The sequence below is a fragment of the Nostoc sp. DedSLP04 genome, from assembly GCF_034530775.1.
GTDB lineage: Bacteria > Cyanobacteriota > Cyanobacteriia > Cyanobacteriales > Nostocaceae > Nostoc.
The window spans coordinates 18,018-31,173 of sequence record NZ_JAVRCL010000055.1; the positions used below are offsets into that span (position 1 = coordinate 18,018).

At 41.7% G+C, this 13,156-nt stretch carries 13 protein-coding genes; 6 read left to right on the forward strand and 7 right to left on the reverse strand.

Annotated features, from left to right (window positions below):
* Nucleotides 1-94 precede the first annotated feature (94 nt).
* The 5 genes from RMX89_RS25715 to RMX89_RS25740 form a co-directional block, all read right to left on the reverse strand.
* Nucleotides 95-397: a hypothetical protein gene (locus RMX89_RS25715; protein WP_292810531.1), complete on the reverse strand. Its 303-nt coding sequence runs from the start codon at nt 395-397 to the stop codon at nt 95-97.
* A 515-nt stretch (nt 398-912) separates the two neighbouring features.
* Nucleotides 913-2,316 (reverse strand): glycoside hydrolase 100 family protein, encoded by a 1,404-nt coding sequence (locus RMX89_RS25720; RefSeq protein ID WP_322690950.1) that lies wholly within the window; start codon nt 2,314-2,316, stop codon nt 913-915.
* Nucleotides 2,317-2,853: 537 nt separating this feature from the next.
* On the reverse strand, nt 2,854-3,516 hold the full coding sequence (locus RMX89_RS25730; RefSeq protein ID WP_322690951.1) for a class I SAM-dependent methyltransferase: 663 nt from the start codon (nt 3,514-3,516) through the stop codon (nt 2,854-2,856).
* Nucleotides 3,517-3,634: 118 nt separating this feature from the next.
* Nucleotides 3,635-4,993 carry an APC family permease gene (locus tag RMX89_RS25735; protein ID WP_322690952.1) on the reverse strand — a complete coding sequence of 453 codons (1,359 nt, stop codon included), beginning with the start codon at nt 4,991-4,993 and terminating at the stop codon, nt 3,635-3,637.
* Between the two features lie 582 nt (nt 4,994-5,575).
* On the reverse strand, nt 5,576-5,998 hold the full coding sequence (locus RMX89_RS25740; protein ID WP_416211803.1) for a hypothetical protein: 423 nt from the start codon (nt 5,996-5,998) through the stop codon (nt 5,576-5,578).
* Between the two features lie 542 nt (nt 5,999-6,540).
* On the opposite strand from RMX89_RS25740, the gene RMX89_RS25745 reads away from it, so the two are divergent.
* Both RMX89_RS25745 and RMX89_RS25750 read left to right on the forward strand, forming a co-directional pair.
* Entirely contained in the window at nt 6,541-7,962 is a 1,422-nt protein-coding gene (locus tag RMX89_RS25745; RefSeq protein ID WP_322690971.1) for a WGR domain-containing protein, read from the forward strand.
* 166 nt (nt 7,963-8,128) lie between these two features.
* Complete coding sequence (locus RMX89_RS25750) at nt 8,129-8,734, forward strand: YdcF family protein (protein WP_322670912.1); 606 nt, start codon at nt 8,129-8,131, stop codon at nt 8,732-8,734.
* 94 nt (nt 8,735-8,828) lie between these two features.
* Here the strand turns inward: RMX89_RS25750 and RMX89_RS25755 are convergent, their stop codons facing one another.
* Nucleotides 8,829-9,209, reverse strand: a complete 381-nt coding sequence (locus tag RMX89_RS25755) for a hypothetical protein (protein WP_322690953.1) — start codon at nt 9,207-9,209, stop codon at nt 8,829-8,831.
* Nucleotides 9,210-9,353: 144 nt separating this feature from the next.
* The gene (gene bchM / locus RMX89_RS25760) at nt 9,354-10,040 is read right to left on the reverse strand and encodes a magnesium protoporphyrin IX methyltransferase (RefSeq protein ID WP_322682980.1); all 687 of its coding nucleotides are present in this window, start codon (nt 10,038-10,040) and stop codon (nt 9,354-9,356) included.
* A gap of 170 nt (nt 10,041-10,210) precedes the next feature.
* Between bchM and RMX89_RS25765 the strand changes: the two genes are divergently transcribed.
* The 4 genes from RMX89_RS25765 to RMX89_RS25780 all read left to right on the forward strand — a co-directional run bounded on the left by RMX89_RS25765 (nt 10,211) and on the right by RMX89_RS25780 (nt 13,132).
* Nucleotides 10,211-11,371, forward strand: a complete 1,161-nt coding sequence (locus RMX89_RS25765; protein ID WP_322690954.1) for a DUF58 domain-containing protein — start codon at nt 10,211-10,213, stop codon at nt 11,369-11,371.
* 206 nt (nt 11,372-11,577) lie between these two features.
* The gene (locus RMX89_RS25770) at nt 11,578-11,943 is read left to right on the forward strand and encodes a ferredoxin thioredoxin reductase catalytic beta subunit (protein ID WP_292854015.1); all 366 of its coding nucleotides are present in this window, start codon (nt 11,578-11,580) and stop codon (nt 11,941-11,943) included.
* A complete protein-coding gene (locus RMX89_RS25775; RefSeq protein WP_322670909.1) occupies nt 11,940-12,332 on the forward strand; it encodes a DUF309 domain-containing protein in 393 nt (130 codons plus the stop codon). Before RMX89_RS25770 ends, RMX89_RS25775 begins: the two co-directional genes overlap by 4 nt.
* A gap of 302 nt (nt 12,333-12,634) precedes the next feature.
* On the forward strand, nt 12,635-13,132 hold the full coding sequence (locus tag RMX89_RS25780; protein ID WP_322690955.1) for an LptA/OstA family protein: 498 nt from the start codon (nt 12,635-12,637) through the stop codon (nt 13,130-13,132).
* The last annotated feature ends 24 nt before the right edge of the window (nt 13,133-13,156 follow it).

Sequence of the window (13,156 nt, forward strand, 5' to 3'; positions counted from 1 at the left end):
TCGATCGACACATTTTCGGCGATTAACTCTCGTCAGTTATATAACAAAACTGGCGAGAGCTTAGTAAATATTATCTGTGTTATCTGAGCATCAGCTATTTCACCAATAATGGTGATTCAGAGTGAGGATTCTCCTGAATACTACTCAAACTAGAACTAATGTGGGAGCGGATAGCTCGTTCATAAACACTAGTCTGCTGAGTGCGTACCCCTACAGCCTGATATATTAAGTTAACTTCTGGAAACTCAGACCAATACATCAAAAAAATGTCTTTAGCTGGAGTAATAATTTCATAATTATTCTCTTGTCTTTTCTTTCTAAGTTTACAATTATTTAGTTGTAATTTTTGTCTGAATAGTTTTTCAAATTCTGGAATTAAATCTGAAGTAGTTTTCATGGTTAATACACGTTAAAACGTGATAATTATGCAAAGATTATCTGTTGATATTACTAAGTATGACACTTCAGATACCTCTTACAACTATAGTGTATCAGTTATCGGGTATTTGAGAAGAGTATTCAGAGGCAGGGTCATTCGTTGGCGTACTCCCTGATGGAAAAGTAGGCTGTGCGATCGCTGTCACCTTTTACTCAGGATTTTTATGGTACAAATCTACTATTTACTAACTTATACTTACCAAAAGTTTAGCCGCTTGTAATGTTATGTCAGTATAGCTAGTACAGCCGAAAGTTTGTCTGCCTTTAACCAGCTGCTCAAAACAACTTTTCTGCCTATTGTCTGCTGAATTGAGATGATAGCTGGATTGACACCAAGTTGTACTAGTTAGCAGAAACACCCTGTATAATTACACCACTAAATCATTTTTAGGGCCAAACTTTGCCAGGTATTGACTACCCAATACTGTTCGGTTCAGGCAAGAGACGCGATGAATCGCCGTCTCTACAATCTACCTACAGGCTACAGCCTGGGCCTTCAAGACCCTCTGCAAAACTGATTAATTCCAAGTACTCTGGATTTTCCACAAGCTGTTTAGCAGCTAGCAATCCGGCAATGCTCCAAGTTTGATAAATTCGGGCTTCTTTGCCAATTAAACGACCATTGTTGCCATCGTAGTATTCCGGGAATTTATCTCTAAATAAACGCCTTTCGGCAATAGCGATCGCTGCTTGAGCAAGTTCTGTTCGACCGGCTTTCAATGCCGCAGAGGTAAATAACCACAGTAAAACCGGCCAGTTACCGCCGTTGTGATAAGACCAAGCTCTGTTTTTAGAGTCACATCCTGTAACAATTCTCCACTCTAAACCATCCATTGCGGGAAAGCAAATTTTAACAGGCATATAGCCGATTAAGTCTTGCCAACATTGGGCGAATAAATTCATAATGCTTTGAGATTCTTTAACGCTAGCTAAGGAAGTTAAAATTGCCATCAGATTTCCTAGAGCAAAAAAGCGGAAATCTATCCGTCCCGGCCCCAGATTTCCCGCTAAATATCCTCCAGTTTCGGGCAACCACTCGGTCAACCAATTAGGAATTGATTCTGAATTGATGTTGAATTTATTAACAATTTCTTTACCAAATTCGTTATCTTTGTAACGATAGATTTCCCCCAATCGCTTTAGGTCTAGCCAATAATAGTTGCGGATATGATATTTCAAAGATCCCAATCGCCTATTGACTTTGCTAAGGTAGCTATCGCCATCCCCATCTGGTAAAAGCAATTCACTAGCAGCTCTCAAAGACGCGTAGAATAACACCTGAATTTCTAAAGGATGTTCGTAAACTCCCATCCGACGGTCAATCATAAACGCGCCATCGGGAACTAACATTGTTGGGTACATGGAAAACCGATGTACTAAGCAAAGATCCAAAATTAGTTTGATTCCGGCTTGAAAATCTGGCTGACGCGCTAGAGTTAAATCACCTGTAGCTTTTTCATAAGCTCGTAGCAGGAGAATCCACCACATACAAGAATCAACTGGGGGAACACGAGCGATCGCTTGCTCTCCAAAATCAGCGACCAAAAATTCCTCGTTCCCCTTAGAATGAACCTTGAAACTGGCAGGCATTAATCCTGCTCCCGGTTCAAAGCAATCTATCTGCTTTTCATGACTTTGTAATTTCAGTGTTTCTACTAAGAAGTTACGCACAATCTCTGCTTTGCCATGCATGAGAAACACCAAGGCAGAAGGGACAAAATCGCGAAGGAAGCACTGGTCATAATTGAGTGCATCTGACTCGGGGTCGTGGGCGGCTACAGTACCAATGGGTTTTCCTTGGTAATAAATTACAGAATTTTCCAATAATTCCCAGGCTTCTGCTTGCATCTGACTGTTCTTATCGATCGCGCTAATCATAGGCGTTGAATTCCACTAAGGAGTATGTATCGGCTTAATTGTGGAAAGTACGCCAGCCTAACCTCAAGCTGACCAAGATTCCCGAAAGTCAAGCATATACAGTCAAGTCGCTTCGCTCCAATTCAAAACTTGTACTGAGCTTGTCGAAGTATTCAAAATTATCAATTCAAAATTAAAGACAATTAGTGGGGGCAAGGAGTGTTTAATAGTTTCACGGGCGCAGAGATAAGCACTCCGGAGATTGACTGCAATTACTCGGTCAAAGTATGCTGTGGTAACTTCGTGGAATGGACTATACCTGATGTTCCACCTGTAATTAAAACATTCTTTCCTTTTAAGCCTATCATATTTCTTGCTTAAGCTGCTAAAGTTCAAAAATGAGGCTACAGATTCAAGAGATGGAAACTTATACCAATTCAATCTTGGGTAAAGATGCGATGAATCGCGTCTCTACAAATGGTCTATTTGTCGTATTCTTTTTTCAAATTGGTATTAACTTGAATCTGACACCTTTTAATTACAAATTGCTATTAATCTCTATCGCAAATTCGCTGGCACTTGTTCAGGGACTACCCAATAGTAAACAGTTTTACCCTCTACATTGAGAGTCTGCTGTGGTTTCCAATCACCCATATCGAAGGCGTGGGAAACAATGCGAGTCCCAGGTTTAAGTTCTTTCAACAGCTTGGGACGAAGTTTGGCATTGATCTCTGGCAGTAAATAAAGTGTAACTACTGTTGCTTGACTCAAATCAGTGTTGAACAAATCTTGTTGGACAAACTTGACGCGATCGCTTACTCCTGCCTTTTGGGCATTAGCATTAGCTTCTTTGATGCGATCGGGGTCAATATCTATACCGATGCCGCGCGTACCAAATTTTTGTGCCGCAGTATTGACAATTCTTCCATCACCACTACCAAGATCGTAAAGCACATCATTTTTACCCACTTTTGCCACTTGTAACATTGCATCTACCACTGGCTGTGGTGTAGGTACATAAGGAACATCTCCAGGACGTTCTTGGACTTGATCTGTGGGAGTTGTCGCCGCTGGTGTTTCGGTTTCGGTCTGACCTGTTAAAGTAGAAGGTTGTTGTGTTCCGGCTTCCAAATCTTGTTGTTGCGGCGTACACCCAGCAATTCCTAAACTGGTAATACTAACGCTTGTAACCAGTAAAAACAGAATTTTTTTGAAGTCCATGAATTTTCTCCTTTGTCAATAGTTATTGGGCATTGGGCATTGGGCATTGGGCATTGGTATTAATTATTCTCCTCTGCTCCTCTGCTCCTCTGCCCCCCTGCTCCCCTGCTCACTCGTCTCACGTCCTACGTTGACGGTAGTTATTCCAGAACAATAGGGGAATACCTGCTGCCACGACTAAAACACCTGCGATCGCTCCCACACCTGTATAAACCAAGCTTGAGTACAGCAAGTAAGCGCAGACGGCGCAAAATAGTAATGGAGTGAAAGGATAAAATGGCACACGGAAAGGGCGAACTATGTGGGGTTCGCGGGTGCGCAATACCAGCAGTGATACGCCGGAAAGCAAAAAGAAAAACCAAAATATCGGGGCAGTGTAATCCACCATTGTTTCAAAGCCTTTGCGGGTGAGCGTGCCTAAAAAAACCAGTGCTAAGGCGATCGCTGCTTGCAAGAATAAGGCATAGGTAGGACTGCTAGGACGTTGTTGCCAGCGTCCCATAAAACCAAATAGCGAAAAATCCTGTCCCAGTGCGTAATTGGTACGCGCTCCAGTAAAGATTGTGGCGTTGGTTGCTCCCAAAGTCGCGATCGCAATCAGCACACTGATAAACAAAGCTCCCGGTTCACCCCAAAGAGAGCGCATTAAATCTGCGGCTACTGCTTCTGACTGTGACATATTTGCTAATCCCAGTCCCCGTAGGTAAGCCAGATTGATTAGCAGATAAATGGTTGTAATGATACCAATACTCCACATTAGCGATCGCACAATATTACGTCGTCCATCTTGAATTTCTGCGGAGATGTAAGCCGCTTCATTCCAACCGCCATAAGATAGCAACACAAACACCATCGCTAGTCCCCAAGTTCCTGATGATGCAGATTCTACAGGAGTGGCAGAATTAGGAATGGCGGTAAGCCCAATAATAACTACCAACAACAAACCTAGAACTTTCGCAGCACTCAGTAAGTTTTGTGTCCACTTACCCTGTTGCAAACCGACGATGTTCAAAGCAGTTAAAAGTGCGATCGCTATGGCTGCATATATAGAAGACGAAAACGTGCCTAGCCGCCATATCTGAGAAACATAATCGCCAAAAACAAATGCCAAAAGAGCAATGGAACCAGTTTGAATCACTGTCATCCGCGCCCAAGCAAATAAAAAGGCGACTCTTTGCCCGAATGCACGTTTCAAATAATAGTAGACACCACCAACATCTGGATAGACAGTGGCCAACTCTGCATAGCACAGCGCTCCTACTAGAGATACCACACCACCCATTAGCCAAAAAAGCAGTACAGCAATATCGCTACCTGCTTGACTGGCCACTAGAGCCGGAGTTTCAAAAATCCCCGCTCCGATGACAATACCGACAATTAGAGCCACTGCGTCTGATAATGTCAGGGATGGTTTGGGTGTTGCTAGTTCAGTTGATGTTGTTTGATCGAGCAAATTGTAGTTTTTACGTCTACTCACATTATTTCCTTATAGTGTTGAGTTGGGACTTTTGGCTTTGTTTTACAGTCTTTGTTCAACAGAGGAATCATCTATATACTCCAGATTTGGGAACTCACGATTCAATAAGACCTTAAATCACTGTTGTACCTGTACTTCTATGGTTAACAACAAATGTGATGAGAATGTGACAGTCACCAGCGATACAGCAGATTTCAAATTATATTCATCTGGTAACATTAGATTAACTTCCCTGCGATGCTTACCACTGTAAGCATCGCTCTAAATTCTTTTGCCAGACAACAGCACTCTACAAATACAGTAGAAAATCTGAATTGGTAAAACTTCTTCCACTAGTGAGATTTATATTCATCTAAAGAATGATTGACTCATAGGGGGTAATCGTGCTGGTTTGATTAAAAAGCTGGTACTGCTATGCGTAATTTTTATCCTGCACACGTTTCATTGATTGAAAATTGATACTTTATTTACGCCCTGTTGTACTCAAGACAGCGATCGCTCCATAGTTTCGCTTAAGTAGGGATGCATATATGTGCGTTGTTAATTAATAAATAATGTATCGGCTTCTTAATCCCTAATTCTTTAGTATCTGCTACTGGGGAAAAGTAAAATGTCTATTATTTCACCTACTACCAAACCTAATACAGCTAGGACAGTTATAACCCAAAATGAATCTAGTTTATTGTAGCCAGAAAAGCGCATTTCTAAATCAGCTAAAAGCGTAGTGGCTAAGGGTATCATAAAGAGCCTTAATAATATTGACCAAGTTGCTACTAAAGCAATTGATATACTTAAAAACAAGATAACAACTAAAGTTTTCGAGCCAAACTCGATTAAACGCTCTAACCAAGAAAAACTTTTTCTTGCTACAGCTATAACCATAGCAACAACAAAAGCTCCTACTAACCAAATAATATGATTAGCAGCAAGATACCATCCCAAAAGAATGTAAGCCAATAAAAGGAATATTAAAGGCATTAAAGGAATCCTGTTAAAAAATTCCATATTTATACTGCCAAGGCTTAGAAAAATACCAAGTTAATCTCTTAATTCTATTCAAAAAATGTTACACCAATCACGATACCAAAGACTATCAGCATCAATGACGTAATTTGTTCACCTAAATAATAGCCTAGAGAATATAATCGTTAAAAACGGTTGTAATAATTGTATCTGGCTGACCCTTGTAACACCACTGATGTACTTAAATACTATAAAATAGCGATCGCTCTGTACAAGTTGCATAAGTCCCGATCTATTTACTCGCTTCTTGAGAAATATTATGCTCTAGTCCAAAAAATAGGACTTGGTGTCGCTCGACAAAACCTCGTTATGTCAGTGTTAACTAAGTAGTGTATGTAATATATTAATTTTTTTGTATTATAAATAACTTAAAAAAAGTTTATTAGCTCGTGATCTAGATCAGTGCTAAAAGCTCAAGATACTTCCCACAATAGATTGGGGCAAAGTCTAATTCTATAGCTAATTTGCATATCCCAAATTTGTCTGTATATTTAAACATTGGCATTAATTTTATGAGAGAAGTTATCCCAGAAGAAAAGACATATTTAGAGCTTTCCGAAGCTGGTGGAAGCTCTCACAAGTTTTATGAAGTGATAGTTCAAGATAACCAATTAACTATACGTTACGGTCGTATTGGCGACTGTGGGCAAACTCAAACAAAAGCTTATCCAACTTCTGAGAAAGCGAAAGCAGAGGCTAGTAAAAAAATTAAAGAAAAGCTCAAAAAAGGTTACGAGGTAGCTGTTATGGGTGTTCGCCAAAAGCGTCCTGTGACACGCCGCCAAGTCAGCAGCACTATTTCCAACGCAAAACAAGCTCCGATTATTTGGAAGTTTGCTTCATCTTCGGCTGCTTTTGGAATTTTCATTGATGCCAAACGTTGCTGGGTTGGGAATCAAGCAGGTCAAGTTTTTGCTTTAAATCATCAAGGTCAAGCGATCAATCGCTTTAAGCTTCCTGATGGTGTTAAATGTTTAGTTGCCGATGATATTTGGATTTATGCTGGTTGCGATGATGGTAATGTTTACGACCTGACAGGCAAGCTACCGCGTCTGAGCTATAAAATTGATGAAAATGTTGATATTTTTTGGTTAGATATCAAAGATGGATTGTTAGCCGTCTCTGATGCCAATGGTGGCGTAACGACAATCGATCATGATGATGAATCACAGTGGACTCGTCTAAGCCAAGGCGATTCCGGCTGGATGGTACGTTGTGACCAATCAGGGATTTATCACGGTCATAGCAAAGGCGTGACTATGTACGATCGCCTTGAAGGTCGGATGTTATGGCATCAAAAAACTCAAGGCAGCGTACTGTTTGGTTGGCAAGAAGCATCAACAGTCTATGCCGGAACAAGCGACCATAAAGTTTACTGCTTTAATAAAAATGGGGAAGTTGGCTCCGTTTTCAAATGTGATGCGTCAGTTTACTCTTGCGCTACCGCACTTAACGGCAAGTATGTGTTTGCTGGAGACAATAGTTCTTCCATTTACTGCTTTGATGAGCTAGGAGAGCGTCTTTGGAAGCTTTCTACAGGGTGTGGCTCGGCTTTATCTATGCAGTTTTTCAACAACTATATTTATATTGTTACAACAGATGGTTATTTGGCTTGCATTGATGCTAGTGAAACTGCGATTGGCTCTGCTCAAACAGGCACAGTTCCCGAAGCTGTAGTAATTAAAGCACCATTAGGTGAAGGAGTTGCACCCTCATCTGTTCTAGAGACTACTACAAATACAAGCTCTGGGGTTATTGTTGAATGCTTTCGAGAAGGAAGTAAATTGAGAGTTCGTGTTGTTTCTGATGGTTACAACCACAACTGGAAAGTTCAGTTTCCCAAGGATATTCGTATTGAAGGTGCGCGTTACCTTGTTCAAGAAATACGTGAATCAGCTAGTGGCGGATTCTACCGTGCTTATGGTGATATTCAAAAATTAGTTTAACTAGATAGAGCCTGAGCTTCAGCGCTACAACGCTCAATATTTGAGGCGATCGCAACATCTCTCAAAAAACACCGACACTAAAGCATTCAGTCCCAGGTTAAACCGTAAAGACTGCGATCGCCCTTGAGCAAATTGAAACTAAGAATGAAAAATAGCACAACGCCCCATGCTCAATTACAAAATTCCCAAAAAATGGTTAATTTTGATGACAGTGGCTTTGATATCTGCCTTGTCGCTGGCGATCGCTTCTTCTGCCTCAAGTATTTATTTATATGGCAGGAGTAATAATAATATCAAGGCAGATGCAGCAATTGTTTTAGGAGCGGCAGTTTGGAAAGAAGAACCATCTCCTGTTTTCAGAGAGCGAATTAACCACGCCATTAACTTATATAAAAATGGATTTGTTAAGACAATCATTTTTACTGGCGGAGTTGGGGAGAGTAATGAACCAGCTGAAGCTATAGTTGGGAAAAATTATGCGATCGCACACCAGGTAAAAGCTGCTGATATTCTCATTGAGACTCAATCTCGCACAACTCACCAGAACCTCAAAAATGCTTTGGAAGTAGCGAATGCTCACCAATTAACCAAGTTTCTTATTGTCAGCGATCCATTGCATATGAAGCGAGCCGTATTGATGGCACGAGGCTTAGGAATGGATGCACATTCGTCTCCCACACCTACTACCCGCTATCGCAGTTTTCGCAGTCAGATGGAGTTTTTGAGCCGAGAAACTTATTTTTACTTTGTCTACTTAGTGTTTAAAATATAGCCGTAGCGGACTGCAACTAAAAATGCCCAATATTAGAAAATAAAGCTGTAACCTTTTCCCTGTATAAATTAACTAACATTATCAACCTTTGTAATTAGATAGTTTCGAGGCGAAAATGCTTAAATGCTCTAGCTGCTTCAGGAATTAGCTCAATGTACCAATACCCATTCGTTTCATCTGCAAACCAATTAACTATTGCAAGTGCTGGTTGACCAAATTCATCATCTTTTACTCCAAAAAATTTGCAAAATTTTCCACCTAAATGACCAATTTGTCCCGGAGAATCACCATCATATTCAGCAGCTTCAGATAACTCCCAAGTACGTAATCTGCGATTATCTTTCATCAAGTAACAATGTTGATATAACTTATCCAAGATAGCTTTATGTCCTAGAGTTAATCCCTCATAAATTGAATGGAATGCCTCTAGATATTCTTCTTCGGAAAAAATACAACGTTCAGCATATTTAATCACTTTATTATTCCCCTTTCTATTTTCCAGAATACCAACATTGAGCAAAACAAAGCTTGATGCCAACGGCAATATTTACCATATCTCATGTTTGAGATTGTCAAATCGCAGCAAGAGGTTTATTATACCTTTGCTGCGATTTGAACCTTAATTGCGTGTAGCTTCCAGTAGGCGAGAAAAATAGAAGCGAGTCTTTGTCATTGCCCGTCGTTGCAAAGAAAAGCCATTGCTTTCTAAGATTTTCACCACATCAGCCTCACGATGTAAATAAGCACGAGTGGCTTTACTTGGCCCAGGAAAGAAACTGCCAATTTTCTTGAGTATACTCAGGGCGCAGGTCTTCGGCGCAAAACTGAGAATTATCCGCGACTGTGCCAAAGAACAGAGGTGAGATATCATCTCATCGGCTTTTTCTTGAGGGTAATGGATGAGAACATCTAGGCAAATAACGGTATGGTAGCTACCACTCAACGATTCTAAATCCTGCACCGCAAAAGTAGGATTTTCGTTATTTCCCAAAGTTTGCTTTGCTCTATCTCTGCCTTCTTCTACCATTTTTTCCGAAATATCGGTGGCATAGACTTTGGCACCATCGACTGCCAGGGGAATGCTGAGACTACCGACACCACACCCAGCATCACAGATTGATAGCTCTGGTAAATTGTTATCAGCCTTCAGCCAACCGAGAACTGTATCCACAGTTTGCTGGTGTCCATTGCGGATGTCTAATTGGACTTTGTTGACTTCGCCATCGCCGTAGATTCGCTTCCAACGGTCAAACCCTGTGGAATTGAAATATTCGCGAACAATCGTTTTGTCATCGGCTGCGTTCATAAACTTCGATTTTTAGGGGTTCCCAATGCTTAAAGTTATCATTGATAGGAACCTATAAGAGCGGTCTTCCAGATTTTTCTAGATGGCTTCATATAATATTACTATTATGGTTTTTTTGACATACCCTAAGACCCTGTGAATTTAGGGTGGTATTGGGTTAAAAAAGAAACATGAAAATCATCAAACCTATCACCAATTGGTTAGAAACCCGCGCCAGTGCCCCTGCATACGGCGGTTGGGTACTAACTGCAACGGCTATTTGTTTTTTTGGCGCAGGTATCAATACGATGGCTGGTTGGCTTTACGCCATTAGCGGCATTAGTTTTGCCCTTTTGGGTGTAGCAGCCATCTTACCGCCGCGATCGCTCACAGGTCTATCCATCACTCGCCGTCCCATGCAACCTGTGTCAGCAGGCGACGATCTAACGGTGGAATTAGAAATCTGCAATCAGACACAGCAGCCTGTAAGTTTATTGCAAGTTGAAGATATACTCCCCTTCGTCTTAGGGAAACCAGTACAAAAGGCAATCGAAACAATTCCTAGCCAAGGTAGTTACCGTTGGGTATATTACCACCCGACTGTGCGTCGGGGTGTTTATCGCTGGCACACAGTTGAACTTGGTTCTGGTGCGCCTTTGGGTTTGTTTTGGTGTCGCCGTCAGCGTGATTGTGCTGCGACAGCGATCGTTTATCCCACAGTGTTACCCTTGGCTACCTGTCCCCTAATAGATGAAATGGGACAAGAAGAGAGCAAAAGGGGCGATCCTCGTGGTAAACCCTTGCAAACAGCGACAACGGGGCTGGTGCGATCGCTCCGTCCCTACCGTCTAGGAGATCCTACTCGCTTGATTCACTGGCGGACTAGTGCCCGTTATGGCGAATTAAGGGTGCGGGAGTTAGAAATGGTGACAGGTGGACAAGAAATAGTGATTGCCCTTGACAGTACTAGCAATTGGGAAGAAGAAAACTTTGAACAAGCAGTAATTGCCGCAGCATCTTTGTACTTTTATGCACAGCTACAAGAATTACAGGTGCAACTGTGGACAGCATCAACAAATTTAATCAAAGGCGATCGCTTTGTTCTAGAAACCTTAGCAGCAACCACAGCCTTAGAAGATGCCAGTTCAGTTGTTCCTAAAAGCTATCCTTTGATTTGGCTGACTCAAAACCCCCTGAGCCTTGCTACTCTTCCTCAAGGTAGTCGCTGGGTTTTATGGCCAAATATTTCCTCACCAGCAGAACCAGAGGTAATTAGTTGGGAACACCCTGGTATAGTTTTGCAAAGCGATCGCCCACTGCAACCCCAGCTACAAAAAACATTACATTCATAAATCAATTCAAATTTTATAATTTCAAAGACCGCTGACAAGTTCAACTTCTGCGATTTCTGAGATTTTCTCCGATCCCAGGACACCGGATATATCAGCCTTTGAGCAAATGTCAAACAATTTGAGGGGAAAAGGTTGGGGAAATACACCCAGTAATCCCCACATGAGGCTGAGGTACAATGCAAAGAAATATTTAAATTATGAACGACATGATCGCATCAGAACATAACACAAAATCCAGCGATAAAAGCCTAGAGGCAATGCGGCATTTTTCCGAACAATACGCCAAGCGTACTGGAACATACTTCTGTTCTGAACCTTCTGTCACCGCAGTTGTGATTGAAGGATTAGCCAAACATAAAGACGACCTGGGTGCGCCTTTATGTCCTTGTCGCCATTACGAAGATAAAGAAGCTGAGATTCACGCCACATATTGGAACTGTCCTTGTGTGCCAATGAGAGAACGCAAAGAGTGCCATTGCATGTTGTTCCTCACCTCTGACAATGAGTTTGCTGGAGATAAACAAGAAATCTCTCTGGAAACAATCAAAGAAGTACGAGACAGCATGGGATGAGCGAAATCATCCCCCAAGAGTTTTGGCAAGGCGTAGAACAGTTCAATTCTGGACAGTTCTACGCTTGTCATGACACTTTAGAGGCTTTGTGGATTGAAGCTGGCGAACCGGAAAAAAGCTTTTATCAAGGAATTCTCCAAATTGCTGTGGCACTGTATCATTTGGAAAATCGGAACTGGCGAGGTGCTGTAATTCTATTGGGAGAAGGCAGCAATCGCCTACGCCGTTACCCATCTAGTTACAGCGGCATTGACGTAGATGAGCTATTGAGCGAGAGCGCAGTGTTGTTGACGACATTACAGCAAATAGGGCCAGACTTGATTGCTGCTGGCAATCTGGGCGAAAATCAAGTCTTATCTTTGCCTAAAATTGTGCTAACGACTGATTAGACATAGGAGTGAAATTAATTATGCGTTACCTGAAATCCTTGGTAGGCAAAATTCATCTAGCCGAGGGCTTCCCGTACTACTACGTGGAAGCAAGCTACGCATAGCGTCTTTGTTAAAAAAAGAGTATTGTGTCTACGTCATTTTCATTCAGATGTCAATTACCTGAAACCTTGAGGTTGGGGGTAGCGTCACTATTTCAGCCAGTAGTTATCAGAAATCACTCCAGATTGTATATTTCATAATCTGGATAAAGTACTTGAGATAATTAGAATGCAAGCTGAAATCCTAAATCCCCAATTGCTATGATGCCCTGCTATCAATTGCCCTTATCCCAGATACGTCGCTTTGGATTAGCTTTAATGCTGCCAGCTACACTTTTGGGCGCTTTTCCCTTCCCTACCCAAGTGCAAACCGCTACTGCACAAACATCTCAGGCAAATCGCCCCCTAACTATCCGCGCTGATGTACAAGAATATGACGCGAAAAATCAAGTAATCACCGCTCGCGGTAATGTGCAAATGTTGTATCCGGCTCGCCAACTTCAGGCAACATCTGCCCAAGCACAGTATTTTAGTAAAGAACGCCGAATTGATTTCAGTGGCAACGTCTATATTTTGCAACAGGGCGGTAACAGTATCCGAGCAGAGAAAGTAACCTATTTAATTGATGAAGGGCGATTTGTTGCTTTACCCCAATCCAACCGTCAGGTAGAGTCCATCTACATGGTGCAAGAATCAGATAATAATGGACAAACTGCGACACCTGCCCCAAAAACACCACCTTTGAAGCCTTCTAATTAGCATTTACCACCAAGAAAGGGTGCT

Coding starts and splice junctions, on each gene's coding strand:
- RMX89_RS25715 (WP_292810531.1), bottom strand. CDS start 397: ATGAAAACTACTTCAGATTTAATTCCAGAATTTGAAAAACTATTCAGA.
- RMX89_RS25720 (WP_322690950.1), bottom strand. CDS start 2,316: ATGATTAGCGCGATCGATAAGAACAGTCAGATGCAAGCAGAAGCCTGG.
- RMX89_RS25730 (WP_322690951.1), bottom strand. CDS start 3,516: ATGGACTTCAAAAAAATTCTGTTTTTACTGGTTACAAGCGTTAGTATT.
- RMX89_RS25740 (WP_416211803.1), bottom strand. CDS start 5,998: ATGGAATTTTTTAACAGGATTCCTTTAATGCCTTTAATATTCCTTTTA.
- RMX89_RS25750 (WP_322670912.1), top strand. CDS start 8,129: ATGCTCAATTACAAAATTCCCAAAAAATGGTTAATTTTGATGACAGTG.
- bchM (WP_322682980.1), bottom strand. CDS start 10,040: ATGAACGCAGCCGATGACAAAACGATTGTTCGCGAATATTTCAATTCC.
- RMX89_RS25765 (WP_322690954.1), top strand. CDS start 10,211: ATGAAAATCATCAAACCTATCACCAATTGGTTAGAAACCCGCGCCAGT.
- RMX89_RS25770 (WP_292854015.1), top strand. CDS start 11,578: ATGATCGCATCAGAACATAACACAAAATCCAGCGATAAAAGCCTAGAG.
- RMX89_RS25775 (WP_322670909.1), top strand. CDS start 11,940: ATGAGCGAAATCATCCCCCAAGAGTTTTGGCAAGGCGTAGAACAGTTC.
- RMX89_RS25780 (WP_322690955.1), top strand. CDS start 12,635: ATGATGCCCTGCTATCAATTGCCCTTATCCCAGATACGTCGCTTTGGA.